Origin of the sequence: Arthrobacter sp. CJ23, assembly GCF_024741795.1 — a bacterium.
Taxonomy (GTDB): Bacteria; Actinomycetota; Actinomycetes; order Actinomycetales; family Micrococcaceae; genus Arthrobacter.
Map to the genome: position 1 here is coordinate 2,765,865 of NZ_CP102950.1, position 21,844 is coordinate 2,787,708.

Genomic DNA, 21,844 nt, shown 5'->3' on the forward strand with positions numbered 1-21,844 from the left:
AATTCGAAATTGGTTCAAGTGGTTCGACCCATCAGCGGGAGAGTCGGAATTCGAAGGAGTGACGGGACATGGCAAATGCGGAGGATTACGAAAAGGCCGTCGAGAAGGCGGAGGCATTCGGGCTCAAATCGCTGACGAAGGAACAGAAGGAGCTTGTGATCAAGGCGGCAAAGCAAGCTGGTCCGCTTGGTCGACGGGCGATGGCTGTTTTCGATTAGTAATTCCAATAGCAGCGATCCTGGAACCGGGCGCGGCGGGCACTTTGATTCAAGGGATATACGCGAAGCTATTCGAATATCTTTGTGATCTCGTCGCAGCAACAGCAAGCCTGTGCCTCATTGAGGCAGGGAACGAGCCAGTGCGACTTGCGCCAGGTGTGCGGTGAAACGGCCGAATTTGACCCATGCGGACTCGCCCAGATCGTCCAAAAAGAAGTGCCCAGCGGATTGGGCAATGCATGTAGTACGGGGGGAACATGGAATTCAATTGGGCCTTCGGGTCGAAGCGCGAGTTGGCGGCGCGACATGGATACTGAGCGCAGTATCCGCAGCGTCGTTGATAGTGCTCAGATGTCTGACTTGGAAGCATCTGACCGGGATTGCTTTCCCCACATTGATGCCGGGGATATCGGCTATCGACCCAGCAGGCGAGCGCTGTCGGGTCAGGAACTGCTGACCGAAGCGCAAGTCTTTGCATACTTGGTCGACCTTGTACGCAGTGGGCTGCCGGTTTCGATGGTTCGGGAAGCCGTCGAGACGTTGAGGATGGAGTTCAACGGAGGAACAGGCAAACCGGCGATGGTGGCCTGGCTCGAGGGCATAGAGCCCATGATCTTCCGTGGTGCGGCAACGCAAACCGGAGTTCTTGTTGTCTCGGACAACCCGATTGTCGGAGCCGGCCTCAAACATGTCCTCAGTAAGTCTGATGTGCTGTGCTGGTCCAGCGGCGTCGATGATGTGGATCGTTCAACCGTCGGTGTCTGGGACTACGTGCTGGTCTGGATCCAGAGTGCGCGCGAGATTGATGCCTTTGGCGCGATTCCACTGATCCGCGAGCTTGGGGTCGACGCAACGTCACAGGTTCCTGTCGTTGCGATTCACGAAGGGACAATCAGCCCATTTGTCCGTCTCAGGCTGGCCGAGGCAGGGGCGCGGTACGTCCTTCCACTCGCCTGGCTGTCTGCCAACTCGGGTGAGCTTTCCTCGCTCCTCATTACGGCGGGGTTGCCGGAGGAGTATCACCTCGAAACGCCGTTCGCCTTGCGCCAGAAATTGGGCCTGAAGCTCGATGGAGACTTGGCGGTGTTACTGGAGGCTGCTTGCAGGGTGCCGGCGAATGCATGGGCGGTGGGCGCGGACTTGGATCGTATTGCATTATCTCGATCTGAAATTGGCCGCCTTCGCCGCATTGCCTTGGAATGCGCCGGTATTCCCGCCCCGGAATTCGTGCGTTATGCCAGCTCGATTCGCCGACCGCCGACTACCCCGGAATGGCCTCGTGTCAGGGAAGTTGTGAGGGAAGCCTGGGGATTGTCTAGCATGAATTTGCACTAGCAGAGTGCGCCATGCAGCGCAAGGGCCGTGTGCTGTCACCACGAGCTTCGTACGGTCTGTATCAGTCAGATTCTTCCCAAGGCGGGAACTGACACCAAGAGAAAGTGGGGACCCGATGGATGCAGCAAGTGGAGTGATTCTGACCCTTGTGGGCTTGATCATTGTCGTCTGGAGCCTGGGGCTTTGGCTGACGAGCGTGGCCAAGACGCAGCTCGAGACACAGGTGACGCTCAGCCCGGCGCGCACGGTCGACATCATCGAACAGTGCTTTTCTGGCTTGCTATGGAAAGACGCTCCCGGCCCGGGCGCAATCAACAAGCGGCGCCGCAGCTTGTCCGACAAGACGGCGGTCATCTCGATCGAGATCGCGCCTCTTCCCAACGGTGGTTCACACGTGGCCGTCTGGATGTCCGCCTGGCAGTCAAAATATGGCATCGCCAACGACAGTGGCGTAATCGGCATGAAGAAGAAGATCATTCGTCGCCTGGAAGCTGCATAGAGACCTGACATGGGACGCGCTATCGGTATTGACTTAGGAACGACCTACTCGGCGGTCGCCGTATTGCGTCCGTCCGGGGAACCAGAGATCCTGCCAAACCGAGACGGTGAGGAAATCACCCCTTCAGTTGTCCTCTTCCAGAACTTCGACGGACGAGACGAGCCATTGGTAGGCACCATGGCAAAACACTCGGCGCCAAGCGCCCCTGATGACGTAGTTCAGTTCGTCAAGCGCAACATGGGGGATGCCGCCTGGCGCTTCGACTCGTCCGGGGGCCAGACATACACCGCCGAAGAGGTCTCTGCGATCATTCTCAAGCGGCTGAAGGAAGATGCGGAACTCGCCCTCGGAGAGCCAGTCACCGACGCGGTGATCACCGTACCGGCGTACTTCGACGATGCCCGACGGGTGGCGACCAAGCAGGCCGGAAAGATTGCAGGGCTTAATGTCCTGCGCGTGCTCAATGAGCCAACTGCTGCCGCCCTGTCATTCGGCCTGGATGCCTCGGAAGAAGGCGTGGTCCTCGTTTTCGATCTGGGCGGTGGAACCTTTGACGTCACACTGATGAGGATCACGAACGGCGAATTCGACGTAATTGGCACCGATGGAGACCGCAATCTTGGCGGCTTTGACTTTGATAACAGGTTCATGGAGTACCTGGCACAGCAAGTACGGGAGCAAGGCGGTCCAGACCTTATGGACGACCATGTGCAGCTGGCTGCTCTACGGGAAAAGGCAGAGATCGCGAAACGAAGCCTTACTACGGTTGCGACGACCAACGTGCACATATCCGTGGACGGGCGACCGTTCCGCGTCCAAGCTGCACGCAAGGAATTCGAACGGATTACGGCGGACCTGCTTCGTCGTACCGAGGACCTGGCGGATCTTGTGCTCGAGGAGGCTGGTGTCACCTGGAGCCAGCTGGACCACGTCCTGTTGGTAGGCGGTTCGACACGCATGCCGATGGTCCGTGAGTTGGTGGAACGCCGAGCCGGCCGTCCCGCAAATCGCAGGATTCATCCTGATCAGGCGGTGGCACTCGGGGCAGCTGTACAAGCGGCTATTGAGGAATCTGCGTCCACAGGTAGTCAGATTGAGGTATTCGAGGGAAAGCCACTGGTTGTTTCTGACGTGACCTCGCAGGCCCTAGGCGTGGTCACTGTCGAAGACGATCGCGTAACCAAGATCAATACGACCGTGATCCCCCGCAACAGCAAGATTCCTGCCAAACACAGCCAGGACCTTCAAACGGTGCGGGACCAGCAGACAGCCCTGCACGTGGAGGTGACTCAGGGTGATGATCCTAACCCGGATTTCGTCGTGGTCGTTGGCGAAAAGACGCTGCCAATTCCTGCCTACCCTGCAGGTGCTCCGATTCGGGTCACCTACGCCTACGACATCGATCAAGTGGTGTTTGTTGAGGTTCTTGACCTGACCAGCGGGAAGTCTCTTGGAACTTTCGAAGTGGACCGTGCCGCCAACATGAACGATCGACAGCTCGAAGCAGCGGCAGCGCGAGTCGCAGTCCTACCTGTTCAGTAACAAAAAAGACAAATAGAAAGGCACTGACTTCAATGACCTTCGTTGATTACTACCAAGTGCTTGAGCTCGAACGATCGGCTGATTCTGAGGCTATTCGCCGTGCGGTACAGAAGCAGCGCACCGAATGGCGGCGCAAGGCAAACCATCCCAAGGCCGAAACCAGGGCAATCGCTGAGCAGTACACCCAGCATGTGTCTGATGCGGAGCGCATCTTGCTGGATCCCGAGCAGCGAGAAGGATATAACCGTCAGCTTGTAGCCCATGTGAATCAGCCTCCAGTGGCTCAGGATTCTCCAAATGGCGGACGGGACTGGTTGAAGGTCGCTCGTGAACACCTGGCTTCAGGAAGCGCCTCGCAGGCCAACTACGCCGCTCGTGAGGCAACGAGTGCCACCCCAGACAACGCTGAAGCTTGGTATCTGCGGGGAGTCACGTCGGGGGTCCTCGATAACGTCGCCGATGCCGAGTTCGAACTTGGAGAGGCAATTCGTTTGAACTCGAACGAGGCGTCTTACCACTGTGAGCTCGGCGACCTGTACATGGCGTCCGGGATCCCTGAACGTGCGCAGACCGCGTACCAAAGGGCAAGTGACCTTGACCCTTCCAACTTGTTTTTCAATGTGGGTGTCGGGTCAGCTCTCGTAGCCCAGGAGAAGGCTGCAGAGGCAATCCCCCTTCTCAGGAAGGCTACTGAGTCGGACCCTGACAATGACTTGTTCAAGTTCCACTACGCGATTGCCCTCCTTGATTCCACCACTGATCAGTGGTCAAGCTACGCAGATGGAAGCAGCTCGATCCTGAACGAGGCGCAGCTTGACCTGACAAGGAAGAACCTCCAGATGGTAGAGGGACTCAGGGTAAAGGACCCGGAACTGAAAGCGCATATCGACGAAGTCTCCCTTGTCTGCGCAAAGGCAGAACGCAAGAGTTGGTACGGCTCAAACAACGCCCTGATTTACGCGGCCGTCTTTGGAGCTTCGTTCTTCGGCATGTTCGGTGCCTTCTCTATGGCAGGCGCCACTCGTGGGGGCTCGGTGATGTGGGGCCTATTGTTCTTGGTGATCGCGGGACTTTTGCCGGTCCTTTTTGTGAAGAGACACTTCATGCCGGGCTGGAAATGGGAAGCGAAACGTTCGCCAGAGTTTGTTCGCCGCAGTGGTCTTCAGCCGAGTGGGGCTTGAGCTGTGACGGATGGCGATGAAACAAACGAGCCTGGGGCTGTCCTTGCCGATCTCTGTAACGAGGTGGCGGGCTTAAGCGACTTGTTTCGCCGGCGGCTGATGGAGGACCGGGCCAGGAACTCACTCTACGAAACGGTCCAGGAGCAGGTCAGGGCGTCCCAGGAAATGCTGCAGCGGCGTGAGCTGGCGGATGTATGCAAGGAAGCGCTCTTAGCTATTGACCGGCTTCGTTCCGATCCTCCCACGCCGGATCTCGTTGCCTCGGTGGTCGATGAGCTACTAGAAGTTTTTGGTCGCCGGGGTCTGGAACAAGTCGATGACGGGGGTTCATTTGATCCTCGCTTTCACGAGGTTGTCGGGACTATTGAGCCGAGTGAGATATTCCCGGCGGGAACCATCTGCGCGGTACATCGTGCCGGTTACGTTCTCGAAGGGCGCCTATTGCGCGCCTCACGGGTGACCATAGCCAGAGGTCCTCAGCGCCCCCAGAATGAGCTGATAAATGCCGGACATTGAGACGGCAATTCGCCGCCTGACTGAAGCACAAGCAGGAGCTCTGGGCTCCCTGAATAATGCTGAAACCTTAGCTCGCGCTCAGGCAGAGAAGACTCGCGCCCTTGCCCAAAGTGCCCGCGAGAGGTCCCACGCGGTGGCCCGAAATAGGTCGGCCCAGTCGCTTACGGAGTACACCCTTACGGCGCGGGATGCTGTGGTGCTGACGCGACCAGCGGAGCCTTCCATTCTCGATGTTGCTAGCCACATCGAGCTGGGACGCCTTCAATTGTCAGCCAGGAGCGTCGGCGTCAATTCGCCAATTGATTTGCCATGCGTTGTGCCGCTATTGGGCACGGCCAACTTGGTTTTTCGGATGGAGCGTTCGACCGGGACTGAATTGATTCGCGCTACTGTGCTGGCTGCGCTGAAGGGTACCGCTCCCGGCCAGCTTGACCTCATTGCTTATGACCCGTTGTTGGCAGGTGTCTTAGCGCCTTTTGCAGCCCTTCGTGCTGGCAGCGAGGAGGCTGTGACCGTTCTCAGCCACCCCCGTGACTTAGAACCGTGCCTCACGCAGCTAACCGCAGACGTGCGCCGTATAGATGAGCTGCTCAGAGGCATTGACGAGACGCTGGTTGATTCTCGAGCACGACTTGGCTACCCGGTCGAGCGCTATCAAATCGTGGTGTTTACTGACTATCCAACCGGCGTCGACGAATCAACGCATCGACAGATCATGTCGCTCTGCAAGGCAGGTCCGGCAGCAGGGATCTCATTCATCTTCCATAGCGATCCTCGAAGCGATAAGCCGTCCTGGTGGAACGAGGCAGAACTAGCGAAAAATGGAAACGTTCTTGCCTCAATATCTAGCGATGTCCGATGGCAGGCGCATCCAGACTTCAACGTTGTGCCGACGACGGCTGATCCTGCGCTCATTGTTCGCGACGTTAACCAGATTGCCCTGGCGGCCAGCCAGTCGAAGATTCCCGCAATTCCGTTCGACGATGTCCAACAGACGGAGACAACCTGGGGGGAATCGAGTCGTGACGGGCTTAGGTTCGCAGTAGGCCGCTCTGGCTACGAGACCGTCGACGTCGTTTTAGGCGACGCGGATACTCAGCGCCACAACGCGCTCATAACCGGCGCGGTTGGCCAAGGGAAGTCGAACCTTCTCAAAGTAATCATCTACAGCCTCTGCCAGCGATACTCGCCCGATGAGCTTGAGCTATACCTGCTTGATTTCAAAGAAGGCGTTACGCTCTACCCGCTTGCGGCTACCGCTGATTCCCCAGACTTCCTACCTCAGGCACGAGTACTCGGGCTGGAGAGCGACCGTGACTTCGGGTTAGCCGTGCTCCGCCGCATTGAAAGTGAGTTCGCCCGCCGAGCAAAGCTGTTTAGACCCTACGGCGACGACATAGCCAAATATCGTTCAGCGGTGCCAAGTGACCGAATGCCCCGAATAGTCGTCATGATCGACGAGTTTCATTTGCTTTTCGATCCTGCGGACGAAATTGCAGATGAAGCGGCCCGGTTGCTCGAAGCAATCGCCCGACGCGGCAGGTCCTATGGAGTACACCTCATACTCGCATCCCAAACGATCTCGGGGATTTCCGCACTCCTCTCGCGCGAACAAGGACTGTTTGCTCAGTTCCCGATCCGCATAGCACTGAAGAACAACAGGGCCGAATCGTTCGTGGCCCTCAGCCAAGGAAATGATGCGGCGGCGCGCGTACGACTTCGCGGCCAGGCAGTACTCAACCTTAACTACGGCGAACGCGACGCGAACCAGTCCGTCTCGATTGCAAGCGCAGACGATAAAAGGATCAATGAACTTCGTCGGCACTGGTGGCATATTTCCAAAGGAACTATCGCCCCACCACATGTCTTCGATGGGGGTCAACAAGTCAGGCCATCGTGGGCGACTACCGCCATCCAACAGTTGCGCGACCGTCGACGGGCGACCGGCAATGCCCCGGCAGCCGTTTTGGGGTTGCCACTTGACGTATGGCAGCAGCCAAGAGCCATTACCCTCGATGCCTCACCTGGCCGCAATCTTGCGGTGATTGGGGCAGGGGAGGATGCCAGCGAGGCAGGCGACCAGGACGGCGGGACCAACTGCGCGATAGGCGTTCTGCATACGGCGGCGCTTTCACTCGCCTTGCAGCACCCTCAAGGCGACGCTGAATTCGTGAGTCTAGACCTACTTGATGGGGCCACGGCCGAACGCAACAATCAAAAGGACTGGGAGATGCTCATGGAGCGTCTCGGCTTCCCAATCCGCACCATCTCGCGAAGCGATTTTGTCGAGTATCTCCAGGAATGCGCGGGAGAGCTTACTGTTCGCGAAGATGGCGCGCCGACGAAGTACTTGATTGGCTTTGCCCTTGACAGGGCCGGCGACCTCGAAGCTCCCGACATGTTCGCAAACCGCCCCGTTGAAAACCTCCAACGCATCCTTCGAGAAGGACCGACGTTGTCAGTACACATGCTGGGTTGGTGGTCGAATGCTTCCTCGCTCAAGTCCCACTTGGGATTTGGTGGCGACGGATTCATCGATGCGCTACTGATGCTTCGCGTTGATCAGGCCACGGTTCAGTCCTTCCTTGGGCCATTTGTGAAATGGGGTATGTCTCGAAATCGAGGGCTATTGGCTGATAGGACGCAGTTGCCCGAACCAGCCATCTTGGTCCCGTTTGCGCCGGTTTGCCGACAAGACGCGGAAGCGTTCCTCCGCATGGATTGGGACGCTTGACATGAGCGACCGAAACGAGCCGAACAGCGGCAGTGAATACTCGCGATACGAAGAAGCCCTTCGAAGCCTCAGCGCCCTACCGAGGGAACTGAAGACGGCAATCCAAGCAGCAGACCAAGCATGCCGCGAATCGACTGCGGCCGCTGAAACGGTACTTGAAGCCGAACTCGACCGCGTCTCCCGACTACGCCGATCAATTCAATCTCGCTACTCAGCTGTCGCGGCCGAACTTACACGAGACGGTGTGCCGATGCCTCGTGAAATTCGACCTGACAAAGGGCACTCTACGGCCAACGGACTCGCAGGAGCCCTCGCAGAACAGCAGAGGGCAACCCAGGACGTCGGCGATTGCCTGCGGGTTCTTCAAAGCAGACGCCAACAGAAGTCCCAGCACGAACAGAGTCAGGCGCAGGCCGGAGCCAACGCTTCAGAAGCACTTCGGCGCCGCCGTGAACTTGAACAGCAGGCCCTCACCGCCCAACGTGCTGAAGCGCAACAACACCAGGCACATGCATTGGCCGCACGAAAGCGTCGCCGAGCTATCGTCCTCGTCGTTGTGGCGACTGCCATCTGCGCTGTCACAGTCGTGCTGCTGACAAATATTCGATGACCCTCAATATCCAATAGAGACACAAAGGAACATAGACATGTCGCAACTTGCAAACGTCAAACAACAGCTGGCGAGCATCGGGAATGATGCGAAGACGACGGCGGCTGGCCTTGCCGGATTCAAATCCAAATTCTCGAGAGCCATCGCTCAAGTCCAGGCCGCGGTAGGTGGCAGTGCCCAAGGCGTCGACCGTGAAATGGTTCAGACGTTCCGAGCCGCCGAGAAACAAGTGGATGCAGCCATCGCTGCGCTTCAACAAGCAGAACGAGCCGTCACGAAGTTCGCATCGTCACTGTAGGACGCGACTATGAGCAGCATCCTCGTTGAAGCTTGCGGGTCACTCCATGCAACCGGCAGGGAAGCACGGGGAGTCGCAAGCCACTTGCACAGAACTGCCGTGGATCTCGCCGGCGCATTCACTCGTGCCAGTGCCGTCATAGGTACAACCAGTCACCCGGCACCACGGCAAGCATTAGCCGCGCTGCAAAACGCCTCAAAAGCAGCTGAACTGGCATCAGTACTTCTCGACCGCGCAGCCCAGCGAGGGGATGATTTCGTTGCCCGGACGCTAGGGAATACGCTCGACGCCCGCCCGCTTGGTGAAAGTTCGCCGCTAGCCCCCGAGACGAGGGCCGTTCAGTCGATCGCTGACGTCAGGGGCTGGCTGGAGTCGATCAATCCTGGATATTCAGGTGATCCGTTCGATCCGAGATCTTCCAACTGTGGATCGTGTGCACTTGCCGTTTTCAACAGACTTGATGGCAGCCCGGCTGCAGCTGCAGAGGCTTCAAGCCTCTCAATTGAGGAAGTAGAGAAAGCAACCGGGCGGAAACAGACACCGATGACTTCGTCAGAAATTCGCGAACATCTCGTTCGACAAGTACCCGGGTCGCACGCCATTGTCGGCATTGACAGATTGTTCGGTCCTGGGCATTGGTTCAACGCCTATTTCGATGGGAATGAGGTCGTCGCATTAGATGGTCAGACGGGCACAATCCACGGATGGCCGCCTGACTACGGAAGTCCGAAAAATCCAGTCGTATATTGGGACGTAGGAGTATGAAATCATGAATGAACGTGGTGTTTTCAACACGGACAAACTCATTGCACAAGCCGCTGCATTCTTAGGGATTTCGATTGAGGAAGCCGGAAATTGCCGTCGCGATCTACCGGAACTCCATGCCCTATACGTGTGGAAACCGGGGCGCGGTGGCGGTTCTCTCATCATAGGTAGTGATGGAACGTACCTGTTTGCCAACTCGTCCGTCTCCTTAGATCAGCACTTGGCGGCGTTTGAATCGGGGAAGCGCACACAGCAGAGCACCTAGTGACTGACCGGGGCGCCGGATCAATTCCGACACAACTTGCAACGGCACCACTGCGGAACTTCATCGGGTGGGTATTTCCCGCGCGGCGATCAATATGTTGTCCACCATAACTCCGAACAGTTTCTCTATTTTTATTGAGCAACTGACGGCCGGAGAAGCACACACTAAGTGAGGGTTCATGGCTAACGAGCAAGTACATGATTCATTGGAGGGTCTTGAAGAAAGTGAAATTCTTCGTCAGCCTGGAAATGAATCCAGCCTGAGGCTACTCATTGCAGGAGCCTGCATTGTCCTGACAGTATTAGCCAGCGTATGCAAGTTCTATATCGAATCCCCTGGGGCGATTTACATAATCCTGGCAAGCACGGTCGTTCTCAATGTAATTGGCTGGATCCTGTGGAAGAAGCTTGCGCGCCTTGCGTGGCTTAGCATGATCCCCGCGGCTATTGCATGGTTCATGCTAATTGCATCCTGGATCTACGGAATAGCGTTCATATTTGACCGGCACAGCCGCGACACATTTGCGATGATTCAAGCGAATCCCGAGTACTTCAAGTCATCAAACCTTGTGGCTGATTCGGTCTTCTACTTGATCATCGTCGTGGTATTCTCTGCCGCCCTCATCCTTGTCGCCGCAGGCCTGCACTGGCTGAGCACCCGACCAGCCAAAGCGACTGAGCCAGCAAAGGGGCCACTTGAACTGCGGCCGCGTATGCTCATGAAGCAAGTAGGCACGGCGAACGATGGCTCTCCTATATTTGAAGCAATAGGCTCTGGCCACCCAACGACCACGCCCGCCGGGGCGGGACAAAACATCATGGCAGTTCTCGCCTTGGTTTTTGGCGTGCTAGGCGGGATTGTCGCAATCCCGTTCGGACACATAGGGCTCAGTCAGATAAAGCGCAGCGGTGAACGGGGAAGGAGTTTGGCCGTTGCGGGACTTGTTCTTGGCTACACATGGCTGGCAGCGGTGGCCATCTATGCGGTGGTTATCGTCGTCCTCCTCCGGCTATGATCTCTGCTGCCGGTACCCGAAGTCATCGGGGTCGCGAATTACCGAGACGAGACCACACCCTAAGGGGCTGCGCGTGCCGATCACCCCGCACGACGGGCAGCCGGTCTCGGCAGTGCATTCCACCAGGATCCGGCGCTGCCCGAACGTGAGCACCACGGTGTCGATGGCGCGGTAGTCGGGGAGGTTCGGCAAAGACAAAGACGCCCGCGAAGATGAACGTATTGGGCGACTCCTGGAAGAGTCTGCCCCAAGGTTCCGTGATGCCGTTGTCCGCAGTTTCGCTGTCGAGAGCGAAGACCCCAAGAGAGTAGCCACTCCCGAACTACTCGACAGTGTCGCCGGCAACGTCCTCGCCATGAGGCTCGGCGAGCCTTCGCCGAAGAGGTCTATGCCGACATTCGGGACCAGGCTATCCGCGCCCCTGAAAGATGGCATGACGTTGACGTCGACATCCGTCTCTCATCCATAGATGAGAGGAGCGCCGCTGGTGCTCCTCGATCCATCGTTACCGTGAAATGGGAATACACCGTCATACCTAGCCATGAGGTGCAGCGCTTTGCCTGCGTCTCTGACCGCGATGAATTCGGTGAGCTCGTGAGCGAGATCCCATCTACGGCCACCTGGTACCTGGTCCCTCGGCCAGGCTTTGATGCAGCCAAGAAAGGAGCCTTCGAACTCGTCCAGTACACGATCGAGGGCATCGAACGGCTGATCCGCCGCACTGAACGCAAAACCGGCCAGACCTACAGCGTCAGTCTCGGCCACGAAAGCGTCGCAGCCGGAAAGCCCGTGCGGATCTCTTACACCTACAAAACGATCACGCAGAGGGCCGGCCATCTCCTGCATTTCGATATCGACCAGCCGACTAAGGGCATGAGCGTCACGCCCGACTACAGCGACAGCGACATCAGCAGAGTCAGCGTCCTTGACCTCATTGCAAGCACCAAGCATGCGCAGATCGAGCGGACACCGGTCACCGTCCCTGGCAAATTCGTCACGTTGAGCTTTGACTGGCGGGTTTTCCCTCGAACCGGCATCGCCTTCGTCTGGACCTAGAGTCCGAGCACAGCACAAGCTAACGTCGAGATCTCCACGTATTCCACCCCGGGGTCGCCTCATCGAGAGACATCCGCCGCGTGTCAGCCAACGTGCCTTGAGAAACCCTCTGCCGCTGTACATGCAGCCAAATCCCCAAAGAGCGCTCGGCTTCATTTACATAAGTCTTGCAGGACGGCCAGCGTTGCTGCTCCGACCAGTACGCGACAAGATGCTGTACTCGCAAGTCCCATGCCGCAGCGTTGCGAAAGACTATGGAGAACTCCTGCCACCGGCCGATGGCATCTAACGACTTCCTCTGGGCAGCCATGAGCATGCCACGTCGGGCTGCCGTCCGTTGAGCGCTGACCCACCGCGCAATGGCTCGCTCCGCTGCTTCAGCGCTTGCAGACGATGGGGTGCGGCCCTCCCTAGACATAAAGTCAGCCAGTTCGTCACGTCGCCCAAGCCACAGGGGCGTTAGCCCGGTATCTTCCTGGGTGGGAGTAGGCCGACTTACCAAGTGCTCCTGCTCCACAGATACATCCCGACGCTTTGACCATCCAATGGCCCGGTTTACGTCCTGTTTTGGGACGGAGCACAAGTCGGCTATCTGCGTTTGGGTGAGACCTCGCCGATACATGAGTTCCCACTCCTCGCGGCTCTCGAAGCGCTGCTCAGTCATCTTCCCCGGGCAATGAATCGTCGATCTCCCCGGCGGCAATACGCGCAGCGGTCTTCCGGTAGGCCTCGTCAAGATAAGCATGGATATCGTCAAGACTCGTTCGCCAAGTGTTTCGGCCGCCGATTTGAACGCCCCGCAGCTCGCCGGACTTCAGGAGACCTCGAACGAGGGGCCTCCCGACATTTAGGTACTCAGCCGCCTGATCTACCGTAAGGAATCGTGAGGGCTGCGGCTTCTGATCAGACATAGGAATATGCTATGCGGAAGGTCCACCGGTTCGCGCATCGCCTCTTATGCTGGGTGACCCGCGGAAGGAGGAACTGCATATCTGCTGATCTATGACCAAGGTCCATTTTGTAAGCGCACTGTTTACGGCGAATGTGAGGCACTCCCGCGCCGGCGCACGCTGAACGAGCTGGAAACATGCCGGGTGTCTCAACGCCGGCGACGGGATTACCAGGAGGCTAGTGAGCAGCCTCGTATGAATCGATGATCGTCTGTGCGACGCGGCCTCGAGCATTGACCTTGTGTCCGTTCTCTGCCGCCCATGCACGGATCCTGGCCAGGCGTTCTTTGTCCGATCCACGATTGGTGGCAGGCACGCGCGGCTCGCTTCCAGTGACCTTTCGGCCGGCTTTTGCGTACTTGGCGAGCGTCTCGTGGAACTGTTCGGCGTTCTCGGCAGAGAAATCAATTTCGAAGTTGGTCCCACCGTAAGTGAAGCGAACACTCTCGCCAGTTCCTTCGGGAATGGGTTCTCCGGTCAAGTCATCGACCAGTCTGTAAATTACTTGCTTCGCCATATCAGCTCCTGCTTGAGATCTGAGTTGGTTCCTTAGCCCCCATTGACCGAGAGCCGACTATACAGGTAGATGGCGAGGCAGATCCAACGATCCATTCGCGGAGTCTCAACCAGGCCCCGTCAGCATGAATCTAGCAGGAGTAGCAATATGTATTGTCTACGAATCGATCAGGTTCAACGTGCTGTCTGCCCGATGAGATCATTCGCTGAGTGAAATATCTCCGGTCAAGGGGAAGAGGGTACCTGCACTACAGGTTCGGATCCGACCGAAATTGCAGCTGTGGTATCGGTCAGATTTTCCACAGCCGAGAGAGGGAAAGCAAATGTCAAGATTCACCACGCCAGTCTGATACGTTCTACGGACCAGCCCGCAAGAGGCATGAGCGTAACGCTCGACTATCAGGCTCAAAGTCCTTGACCTCATCGGATGTACCCAAGCCCGCTCGAATTGAGCGCACACCCGTCACAGCCCGTAAAAGTCCATCACGTTGAGCCCTCACGGGTGGGCTTTCCCTCGATCCGGCGTCGCCTTCGAGTGGACCTTAGAGTGGCACTTGGAACATCCGGTGGGGATCGGGATGTGAGTCCGCCGGCGGCGAGGAGCATTCTGAGGCGGTAGGTGTTGTAGTTTCGGTAGCCGCGGGCGAGTCGGCGATGGAATTCGATGATGCCCCTGATGGCTTCGGTGCCGCCGTTGTTGGCGCGGTTGGAGGTGAAGTAGGCCAGGAACCCTTGTCGCCAGCGCCGTAGAGTCCGGCCACCCATAAGCCAATCAAAGAGCGCTCAGCTCATTTCCGCGGTTCTTGAAGGAAGGCCAACATTCGTGCTCCTAGCGCTGCAACTCCGAGGGGTACAGCTCGACATCGAACCAAGAACAGTGAATTCGCAACACCACCTATCGAACGACCAAGACACAAGCGAGGGTGACGTATTTCAATGCGTATATCAGGCTTGGGCCGGCCAAGTGCCAGCCGGGAGTCCATGGGTCACGGAGCGAGGTACAGCAGCGATCTTGTGTTCGTGACCCCATTCGGCCATAGTGGCGAACCTTGGGATCCAGCTGCTCAGGCCAGACGCGTTTCGTGGGTTGCTCCAAAATACTTACAAGTCCTGAGAATCGATAGCCTTTCCAACCGGTCTAGGTTGGAGATTCTTCGCAGTAACGAATCAATGAATAGCGTGGTGCTGAAAGCTTCACCCTTCATCGAAGTCATACTTCGTATATTTTCAAAGGTGAGGATTAGATCGTCTTCCGTACCGCTATCATCACACTTGTATTCCATTGTGCCAACATTCTGGTCGCGTAGTGGCCTTAGAGAGGACGACGATCATGTCAGTATTGCGAATTGATCCAGCCGCAGCACGCGAGATTGCCGCGAAACTTGAGTCGAACGCCACCGCTCGACTAGATGACCTCAGTACACTGAAAGCCGTAGCAAGCCCCGAGGCTGTTTGGGCCGGGGAGTCTGCGACTTCATACACCCATGCTTACGAACGCTGGGAGGCGGCGGAACGTGAACTCGTCCACGCTCTTGAAGGCTTGGCCCGTATCGTCCGTCAGGTAGCGGACAATCACGACGAGATCGAGCGTAGCGGTCGTCAAGCGCTCGATGGGTTCTAGAACGTGAACACGCTCATCGTTGATGTCACGGCTATCTCAAGGCTTACAGAGCACTTGCGCGGAGCCGCGATGGCTGCACTTGTCGCTACGGCACCGATTGACTTGGCCCAAGGGCGGATCGCCAGTGCAGTTGGTGGGTCAATATATGACGAGGGACTCTCCGGATCATTACGGACATTCAATATCTGCTGGACGAATGACAGTTCGAATTTGTCACAGTCTGCTAACCAACTTGCAACAATCATCTCTGAATATGTGGGGCTTGTGGCTGAAACAGAACGCCAGGGAGCCAAAGCCCTCGACAGGCAATAGCCGCCGTGACTGTTGGGTACATCCCTGATGGAACCGCATTTGTTTCCGCAGCTGAGTCACTCCGCGACGCGGAACGAAGGTCATTCAGCGCTGGGGACGCGTTTCGAGATATTGCTGGAACCATTGCGCCGTCTACGTGGCAGTCTCCAACGGCCACTGAGGTTGGCCTCATACTGCTCCGATACGCAGGAGACGCTGATCGTGCTGCGCATGAATTCCGCAAGGCATCCGAAGCACTCTCCGAGGTGGGTTCCTACCTGTTGTCAAAGCGTCACTACTACGAAAATCTCGCTCGTACGCGGAGTGACCTCTTGAGCAAGAACGGTGTGCTGGAACTCGGACTTGGCACTGGAGAAGAGGCCCGCCGCCTTAGGCAAGTGGAAGCCGAAATGGAGCACATCGAACGAGAAGTTCGGCGTCGGATACGTAATGGAGTGAACCAGGTCGACAGTGCTGCTCGCGAGTCTCGTGACTTTGCTGGGAACGTGAATGTCAACCCGTGGGCGTGGTGGCAGGGCTTCGCTGAAGAATTTGGAGATACGAGCAAACGCGTGTTCGTGGATCCCGTCGTCGAAACTTGGGACGCGATCAGCCATCCGGTTGAGACCCTGGGCGCGCTCGCAACGGGCATCGCCACGGACCCCCTAGGAACGCTGCAGAAGCTCGGCGCGGGGGCACTCAATCTTGAGACTTGGAAGAATGATCCGGGTGTCGCCGCAGCACAGCTGGGAGTGACCATACTCACGGGGCTCTTGACTGGTGGCGGGACGCTTGTTGCGACTTCCCTCCGGGGTGTTGCCCGCACTTCGGCAGTTGCCGACCGACTTGCTGGCGAGGCACGGGTGATACGACTTGAATCAGCCTTGAGCGGAAAGAACCGAGTCCTGAATAATCTCGAGCCTAGCACTACGTACGTCGTGGATGGCCGCTTCGAGTACAAAACTGACGCAAACTCTAGAGTTGTATTCGCTCGGACATCGATCATTGAGAAAGTGGATCCGGCAACGGCCTCAGAGGGGCGAAACATATATCGACAACGCATAGAAGGCGGCGCGGACCGACTTCCTGGTGACGAAGGATCGCATCTTTTTGCCGCCATGTTTGGCGGCCCCGGTGAAAGCGTCAATTTGGTTGCGCTGAGAGACGTAGTAAATCGCGGCGAATACTATGCCATGGAGAGAGAATGGGACGCGGCTATTTCTGGCAACCCACCTAAGACTGTTGACGTATCAATCGATATTGTTTATCCTCAGGACAGCCAGCGACCGGCAATGCTAAAAGTTACATATGATATTGATGGGGCGCGGCAGCCACCCCGAAAATTCCTTAACTAAAAGGAGGTGAGGTCGAATGCGAGAAATAGATGAGATTCAACTAGCAATTGGTGATGCAATACTAAGGACGATAAATATCAATGATTGGGAGTCTGCTTGGCTCTCGATTGGTATTATCCATCCGATAGTTGAGGAGTCCTGGATGAAAATCGAAGGGCGAGACGGCCAGGTGCATAATGTTGAGGTGCCCGATGAAGTGACCTTGTGCATGGCTGAACTTCGCCAGGTAATGCACGATCCTAAGAAAGGAACGTGGTATATCGCAGAAGTAAGTCTCAAACGGGATGGACTGGCTCTCGAAATGACCTTCGACTATGACAGTGAGCCCGCGTGGACGGCAATACGCCCCAAACGTGAAGCATATGAAGACGATCACGCGAAATATCCAAGGCCTATCGAAATCCTCCCGGCGTGGCATCCGGTGAGTCCAAAATTTATTGACTAAGTCAGGAATGAAGTCCCCCACTCGCTTACAACAGCGAACTCTTACTTTACGATTTCAGGAGTTGGGCCATGAACTCGGTTTCGACCGTCGACTTGCGTGTCGAGCTCGACCCTAGACGGTTTCATTCGGATGTCTACCTGGATATTCGAGCCAAATTCTCATCTACATCGACTGTGGAGGAGCTTGTTCGCGAGATCTATGATGGGCTCCTGTCTGATGACCAGCGCCAGCGACTAGGGCCGGTTTCCGAGCTCTCCTTCTACCGTGAAGTTCTGCGTATTCGAACTGAAGCGGGGGCCGAACAATTCCGTGGGGGATTCCTTCCGGCCTCGAGTCAACTGTCTCATTGCCATTTGCTCGATGGGGTTTCGCTCTGCCTGGTCGTTCGACCGTATCCAAGTGCTTCGGACCCAGTTTGGGACCTTGAATCTGGGAGAGAGGAAGGCTTCGAGGCCGTCGACCGACTGTGCATCGTCGATGAGCTTGGAACAGCGCGGGGTCGCGTGACGTTCCTACCGACAGAAGGTGAATTGACTCTTGGTGCGATGGCACCTGAGGCAGACCTGATCGTCGATGACCGGATCCTAGGAAACTCAACCATCGCACTGCAGCATGATTCTGATGGACTCTTCTTGCTGGTCCCAGAGAGTTCAGAGTTCGTCGTAATGCTGTCCGGCTCCCTGCTGTCTCCTGGCCAGCATGTCCTGCAGGTCGGTTCCTTGATTGCTATTGCTCCTGACTTGGATTCGGCCCCCCGCGCCGCATTCGGGGTGCGCCGCTACTCGACTGTTGAAGATCGCTCCCTTACGTCCCGAATTGCCTATGTTCCCGTTGCACGGGAGCCGCTTCCGCAGTGGCCGGAATTGCCGGAACGCTATCACCGCCTTGACCCGCCGGCTTCCCCAGGGGAGATGCCTGAGTATGAGCTCGCTCAAATCCTGCCGATGCTGGCGATACCTATTGGTTTCACATTGATGTCCAATCGCTGGGAATTTCTCTGGATGATGCCGCTACTTGCTCTTCCAACAATTGCTAATGTCTGGGTAGCTCGAAAGCGATTTAGGCAGCGTTCGGAGAAACTTAGAGACGCATGGCTATCCTGGTTAGATCGTGGGTTAGAACGACTTGACGAGCTCACTGGTGTGGAGATCGAGAATTTGGCGAGAGAATGCCCTGCGACTGAGCTATGGGCAACAGCTGCCTATCGTCGGCTTCCTCCCCTCTGGACAAGAGGGGTGACCGACCCCGATTTCCTGCGTATTCGACTTGGCGAAAGTCATGCAAGTAGTCGATTCGAGATTACCGTCTCTGCTGGCGTTAATCTTGAGGACGAAGACCTAATTGAGCGAACTTCAACACGGGGTAAGACGCTCCGAGAGGATGCGATCATTCCGAGACTCATTAGTGTGCCGAAAGCCTTCGAGCTGCGAGAGCATGATCTTGGGCTAGTCGGGCCTGAATCAGTCGTCGTCGCCTCCCTTACCGACTATCTGATTCAGCTCATTGGGGCCCACTCGCCTGCCCACTTGAGTATTGCAGCATTTTTTCCTGTTGAATGGCGCGAAACTCGCCAGATGGACTGGGTGAATTGGATTCCTCACGTTCGTTCAGTTTCGCCTTTGATGCCCCAGGGCCGCGTCGTCTACGGTCGCGATGCCGCCGATAATTTCCTCAGGCGCTTGGTTGGGCTGCTTGAGAATTCCGCGATGCTTGCGGCAGACCGTATTGGGCAAGCCCACCATGTGATTTTGCTTGTTGTTGAATCGGTCGAGATCGACCAAGGAATTCTTGAGGAGGCGCTCCGAACCGGATCGGGAGCAGTGCATCTCATTTGGCTTGGGAGCGGTCGGACAACACTGAGCGCATCAGTTGACGCCTGGCTTGAGTTCTCGCCCGAAAAGGTAGACTTGGCGTCTTTGCCGGATGCTGTCGCGAAGTGGCGGGAGCCGCGGGGCGGCTCGGATGGCTTACTGGGAGTAAGTCGGTTTATCGCCGACCCAGGGAGAGTTGCAAGAGCCCTTGCGCCACTCTACGACCCTAGGATTACAGGTTCAAATGCAGGCATTCCCGAGCGCATTCGATTCTCAGATGTCGCGGACGTTTCACGCATCGAGTGGGCCCACCGCTCGTCCGTTGACGGGTTAACCGCACTTCTTGGTGTTTCGAGTGTTGGTCTCCTGGAGTTTGATTTTGAGCGCGACGGACCTCACTTGTTGATTGCCGGAACAACAAATTCCGGCAAAAGCGAGCTACTTCAAACACTCGTCGCTTCGCTCCTGCAGCGGTACAGCCCGCGCGATGTCTGTCTTTTCCTTGTCGATTTCAAGGGAGGATCAACATTTGCTCCTTTCGAGTTCCCTGATCTTTTGGACACTAGTCACGTGGCGGGCTACGTACATGATCTGGATGGAGTTGAGGTCGGCCGTGGACTCAAATTCCTTCGTGCAGAAATACGTCGGAGAGAGCTAATATTTGCCAATAGCAACAATGCAAAGAATTATAAGGAGTATCGAAAATGGGCAGGATCAAGTAATAGTGTCATCCCCCGGATGGTTGTGGCATTTGATGAACTTGCCACTCTTGTGCAGGACGCCGGAGAGCAAGCGCTAGATGCTATCCTCGACATTGCACAAAGAGGGCGCGCATATGGCATACATCTCGTCCTTGCTACCCAGCGCCCATCCGCCGATGTTGTTAGCGCGAAGGTGCGTGCAAACGTCCGTGGCAGGATCAGCCTCCAAACGATATCTAGGGAAGATTCGATGCTGGTAATTGAGTCTCCTGAAGCCGCGCTGATTCCTCGGAGCCTGCCGGGCCGCGCACTGCTTCGATTGGAGGGAAGCGTCCTGATTGAGTTTCAAACCGCGTACCTTGGCGACAAATACATTGAGCCAATTGTCGATGGTGAAAGTTCGGTAGAGGTTTTCCGTGTGGGCGCGTTCAAGGACTTTGAGAATTTGGATTTTGAATTGGCCTTGCTTGATGACGATGTCACAAACCCGACAGATCTCGACGAGTTAGTTGGTGTTGTTGGGAGCGCGATTACCGACGCACCACGCGCCGACCAGGTCAAGCTTATGCCTTCACTGGAGAAGAGGCCGATCCGTCTACGAGGTTCTGCACATCATGGGCAGAACGGGACTATATCCGTCGGCCGCCGCGATCTCCCTGCACTCCTCAAGCAGGATGATTACGAATTCAGACCCTCGAGTGGACTCTTCCTAGTTTCAGGACCTACCGGTACCGGCAAGACCACCTGTCTCGCAAGCATTGCAAATGCCTGGATTAAGGACGCTTCTGACGGTGAGATTATCGTCCTGGACGGAGGCGTAGCCATCTCAGCCTTGTGCCGGGATATCCAGGGATGGACCGCTACTTCGATGTCGGACGTTGCGGCCGTGACACGAACCATCGAACAAGTGTCGGCACTTCTCAACGCTCGGCGAGAGCAAACACCCTTGAGGAAGCAAATCGACACCTTGCTGGTAATAGACGGCTTCGATCGATTGATCGGAGTCCTAGACTCTTCCTCGAACATCACAGCATGGCTGGAGCGGCTTCGGACCATAATCCGCATCGGGCGAGAGTTTGGGGTTGGAATACTCATCTCAGCGCCTCGTGCTGAGGACGTTTCTCGTTTCGTTGGACCGGAGATCAGTGCATCGGTTGAGTTGTGGGCCAACTACTCATCCGGCTCTGCACGAGAAGACAGATTGCCAGGATTCGGTCTGACTGAACGAGGCGATCTCGTCCAGATATATTCCCTAGCAACGGTGCTCAGCGTAGGCAGAAATCCTACCGTCGCCCTAGATGTTTGTAGGCCTGAGCTGGAGATCAGAGACGGTTCGATCGTCCTTGACGGGGAAAGCATGGAACGGCTTCAACTTGCTGACCGATCACGGGCAGTCGTCCTAGGTCGAGAGGATGTTCATGGTGAGCCGATCCTGATTGATCCATGGGAAAGGAGCCTGCTTATTGTGGGGGGAAACGAGTCTGGTAAGGAAGAACTTCTGCACTCTCTTCGTGTCCAACTAAGCGCTGCAATGGCCGGAGCCCGGATCGCTTACGTGGCAAGAGCAGAACGTCAAAGGCAGGGGGACGCGGACATTACATTGATGCCAAGCGATTTGACTGAGATCCTTGCGGACTTCCCGAACCCCGAGCGCGCCGTCAACGCTTTCGTCGAGAGACTCACAGCAGCTGAGTGTGCTTCAGTCGATGGGCGTCCCTTGGTTGTTCTCTGCGATGTTCTGTCGTCCTCGGAGTCAGCGAAGCTCGTAGCGGAAGCACTTCGGCAGACGAAGATTGCCGTGATCTGGGCAGACGACATTCATCGCGCCCGCAGCCATTTTCGTGATCTGGTGGGGGACGCAGATACCCTCTTTCTCCGGCCGAATCCTGCAGCTGAGATGAGTGAAGCGAGCATGTTGGGAATTGAACCACTGAGGCATCGACCATGGGCGCGTTATCGATCCGGAGAAGGAATTTTCCGCCACCACGAAACGCAAGTTGTGGTCAAGTGCGTAAAAAATACTGAGGGATCATGAGTGATCGATTTCCAGAAGAACCGGACTCCTCTACTGACACCTCGGGACCAGGCCACTCCAATGGGTATAACTCATCTACTGACAC

General features: G+C 56.6%; 20 protein-coding genes and 1 pseudogene. 17 read left to right on the plus strand and 4 right to left on the minus strand.

All coding sequences use genetic code 11. The features are described 5' to 3' along the window. Nucleotides 1-68: 68 nt before the first annotated feature. The 12 genes from NVV90_RS12280 to NVV90_RS12330 all read left to right on the plus strand — a co-directional run bounded on the left by NVV90_RS12280 (nt 69) and on the right by NVV90_RS12330 (nt 12,034). Nucleotides 69-218, plus strand: coding sequence for a hypothetical protein (locus NVV90_RS12280; protein WP_258437568.1), 150 nt, complete (start codon nt 69-71; stop codon nt 216-218). A 351-nt stretch (nt 219-569) separates the two neighbouring features. After that, entirely contained in the window at nt 570-1,553 is a 984-nt protein-coding gene (locus tag NVV90_RS12285) for a hypothetical protein (protein WP_258437569.1), read from the plus strand. Between the two features lie 154 nt (nt 1,554-1,707). Then, complete coding sequence (locus tag NVV90_RS12290; protein ID WP_258437570.1) at nt 1,708-2,052, plus strand: hypothetical protein; 345 nt, start codon at nt 1,708-1,710, stop codon at nt 2,050-2,052. Nucleotides 2,053-2,061: 9 nt separating this feature from the next. Then, nucleotides 2,062-3,594, plus strand: a complete 1,533-nt coding sequence (locus NVV90_RS12295; protein WP_258437571.1) for an Hsp70 family protein — start codon at nt 2,062-2,064, stop codon at nt 3,592-3,594. 32 nt (nt 3,595-3,626) lie between these two features. Continuing rightward, nucleotides 3,627-4,775: a tetratricopeptide repeat protein gene (locus NVV90_RS12300; protein ID WP_258437572.1), complete on the plus strand. Its 1,149-nt coding sequence runs from the start codon at nt 3,627-3,629 to the stop codon at nt 4,773-4,775. 165 nt (nt 4,776-4,940) lie between these two features. Further along, complete coding sequence (locus NVV90_RS21085) at nt 4,941-5,291, plus strand: nucleotide exchange factor GrpE (RefSeq protein WP_396125400.1); 351 nt, start codon at nt 4,941-4,943, stop codon at nt 5,289-5,291. Further along, nucleotides 5,278-8,025 carry an FtsK/SpoIIIE domain-containing protein gene (locus NVV90_RS12305; RefSeq protein WP_258437573.1) on the plus strand — a complete coding sequence of 916 codons (2,748 nt, stop codon included), beginning with the start codon at nt 5,278-5,280 and terminating at the stop codon, nt 8,023-8,025. The genes NVV90_RS21085 and NVV90_RS12305 overlap by 14 nt, the downstream gene beginning before the upstream one ends. A gap of 647 nt (nt 8,026-8,672) precedes the next feature. Next, nucleotides 8,673-8,933 carry a hypothetical protein gene (locus NVV90_RS12310; protein WP_258437574.1) on the plus strand — a complete coding sequence of 87 codons (261 nt, stop codon included), beginning with the start codon at nt 8,673-8,675 and terminating at the stop codon, nt 8,931-8,933. Between the two features lie 9 nt (nt 8,934-8,942). Then, nucleotides 8,943-9,698: a toxin glutamine deamidase domain-containing protein gene (locus NVV90_RS12315; RefSeq protein ID WP_258437575.1), complete on the plus strand. Its 756-nt coding sequence runs from the start codon at nt 8,943-8,945 to the stop codon at nt 9,696-9,698. 4 nt (nt 9,699-9,702) lie between these two features. Next, a complete protein-coding gene (locus tag NVV90_RS12320; protein WP_258437576.1) occupies nt 9,703-9,963 on the plus strand; it encodes a hypothetical protein in 261 nt (86 codons plus the stop codon). A gap of 178 nt (nt 9,964-10,141) precedes the next feature. Beyond that, nucleotides 10,142-10,978 (plus strand): DUF4190 domain-containing protein, encoded by an 837-nt coding sequence (locus NVV90_RS12325; protein ID WP_258437577.1) that lies wholly within the window; start codon nt 10,142-10,144, stop codon nt 10,976-10,978. A 510-nt stretch (nt 10,979-11,488) separates the two neighbouring features. Next, complete coding sequence (locus tag NVV90_RS12330; protein WP_258437578.1) at nt 11,489-12,034, plus strand: hypothetical protein; 546 nt, start codon at nt 11,489-11,491, stop codon at nt 12,032-12,034. A gap of 19 nt (nt 12,035-12,053) precedes the next feature. Here NVV90_RS12330 and NVV90_RS21090 read toward each other — a convergent pair whose 3' ends face one another. The 4 genes and pseudogenes from NVV90_RS21090 to NVV90_RS12345 form a co-directional block, all read right to left on the minus strand. Next, a complete protein-coding gene (locus tag NVV90_RS21090) occupies nt 12,054-12,779 on the minus strand; it encodes a helicase associated domain-containing protein (protein WP_396125304.1) in 726 nt (241 codons plus the stop codon). Then, the gene (locus NVV90_RS12335; RefSeq protein ID WP_258437579.1) at nt 12,691-12,945 is read right to left on the minus strand and encodes an excisionase family DNA-binding protein; all 255 of its coding nucleotides are present in this window, start codon (nt 12,943-12,945) and stop codon (nt 12,691-12,693) included. Before NVV90_RS12335 ends, NVV90_RS21090 begins: the two co-directional genes overlap by 89 nt. 217 nt (nt 12,946-13,162) lie before the next feature. Beyond that, nucleotides 13,163-13,501 (minus strand): Lsr2 family protein, encoded by a 339-nt coding sequence (locus NVV90_RS12340; RefSeq protein ID WP_258437580.1) that lies wholly within the window; start codon nt 13,499-13,501, stop codon nt 13,163-13,165. A gap of 581 nt (nt 13,502-14,082) precedes the next feature. Continuing rightward, nucleotides 14,083-14,259: pseudogene (locus tag NVV90_RS12345) on the minus strand (transposase); the annotation flags it as partial. Between the two features lie 571 nt (nt 14,260-14,830). Here NVV90_RS12345 and NVV90_RS12350 point away from each other — a divergent pair. The 5 genes from NVV90_RS12350 (at nt 14,831) to NVV90_RS12370 (ending at nt 21,759) form a co-directional block, all read left to right on the plus strand. Further along, nucleotides 14,831-15,121 (plus strand): WXG100 family type VII secretion target, encoded by a 291-nt coding sequence (locus NVV90_RS12350; RefSeq protein WP_258437581.1) that lies wholly within the window; start codon nt 14,831-14,833, stop codon nt 15,119-15,121. Between the two features lie 3 nt (nt 15,122-15,124). Beyond that, nucleotides 15,125-15,433 carry a hypothetical protein gene (locus NVV90_RS12355; RefSeq protein ID WP_258437582.1) on the plus strand — a complete coding sequence of 103 codons (309 nt, stop codon included), beginning with the start codon at nt 15,125-15,127 and terminating at the stop codon, nt 15,431-15,433. 311 nt (nt 15,434-15,744) lie between these two features. After that, entirely contained in the window at nt 15,745-16,767 is a 1,023-nt protein-coding gene (locus NVV90_RS12360) for a DNA/RNA non-specific endonuclease (RefSeq protein WP_258437583.1), read from the plus strand. Nucleotides 16,768-16,783: 16 nt separating this feature from the next. Beyond that, entirely contained in the window at nt 16,784-17,212 is a 429-nt protein-coding gene (locus tag NVV90_RS12365; protein ID WP_258437584.1) for a hypothetical protein, read from the plus strand. Between the two features lie 68 nt (nt 17,213-17,280). Further along, nucleotides 17,281-21,759: an FtsK/SpoIIIE domain-containing protein gene (locus tag NVV90_RS12370; RefSeq protein ID WP_258437585.1), complete on the plus strand. Its 4,479-nt coding sequence runs from the start codon at nt 17,281-17,283 to the stop codon at nt 21,757-21,759. Nucleotides 21,760-21,844: the final 85 nt, after the last annotated feature.

Excerpts from the sequence above, each read along its gene's own strand:
- NVV90_RS12280 (WP_258437568.1), top strand. The coding sequence starts at position 69 with ATGGCAAATGCGGAGGATTACGAAAAGGCCGTCGAGAAGGCGGAGGCA.
- NVV90_RS12285 (WP_258437569.1), top strand. The coding sequence starts at position 570 with ATGTCTGACTTGGAAGCATCTGACCGGGATTGCTTTCCCCACATTGAT.
- NVV90_RS12295 (WP_258437571.1), top strand. The coding sequence starts at position 2,062 with ATGGGACGCGCTATCGGTATTGACTTAGGAACGACCTACTCGGCGGTC.
- NVV90_RS12300 (WP_258437572.1), top strand. The coding sequence starts at position 3,627 with ATGACCTTCGTTGATTACTACCAAGTGCTTGAGCTCGAACGATCGGCT.
- NVV90_RS21085 (WP_396125400.1), top strand. The coding sequence starts at position 4,941 with ATGCTGCAGCGGCGTGAGCTGGCGGATGTATGCAAGGAAGCGCTCTTA.
- NVV90_RS12305 (WP_258437573.1), top strand. The coding sequence starts at position 5,278 with ATGCCGGACATTGAGACGGCAATTCGCCGCCTGACTGAAGCACAAGCA.
- NVV90_RS12310 (WP_258437574.1), top strand. The coding sequence starts at position 8,673 with ATGTCGCAACTTGCAAACGTCAAACAACAGCTGGCGAGCATCGGGAAT.
- NVV90_RS12315 (WP_258437575.1), top strand. The coding sequence starts at position 8,943 with ATGAGCAGCATCCTCGTTGAAGCTTGCGGGTCACTCCATGCAACCGGC.
- NVV90_RS12320 (WP_258437576.1), top strand. The coding sequence starts at position 9,703 with ATGAATGAACGTGGTGTTTTCAACACGGACAAACTCATTGCACAAGCC.
- NVV90_RS12325 (WP_258437577.1), top strand. The coding sequence starts at position 10,142 with ATGGCTAACGAGCAAGTACATGATTCATTGGAGGGTCTTGAAGAAAGT.
- NVV90_RS21090 (WP_396125304.1), bottom strand. The coding sequence starts at position 12,779 with ATGCTTATCTTGACGAGGCCTACCGGAAGACCGCTGCGCGTATTGCCG.
- NVV90_RS12335 (WP_258437579.1), bottom strand. The coding sequence starts at position 12,945 with ATGTCTGATCAGAAGCCGCAGCCCTCACGATTCCTTACGGTAGATCAG.
- NVV90_RS12340 (WP_258437580.1), bottom strand. The coding sequence starts at position 13,501 with ATGGCGAAGCAAGTAATTTACAGACTGGTCGATGACTTGACCGGAGAA.
- NVV90_RS12350 (WP_258437581.1), top strand. The coding sequence starts at position 14,831 with ATGTCAGTATTGCGAATTGATCCAGCCGCAGCACGCGAGATTGCCGCG.
- NVV90_RS12365 (WP_258437584.1), top strand. The coding sequence starts at position 16,784 with ATGCGAGAAATAGATGAGATTCAACTAGCAATTGGTGATGCAATACTA.
- NVV90_RS12370 (WP_258437585.1), top strand. The coding sequence starts at position 17,281 with ATGAACTCGGTTTCGACCGTCGACTTGCGTGTCGAGCTCGACCCTAGA.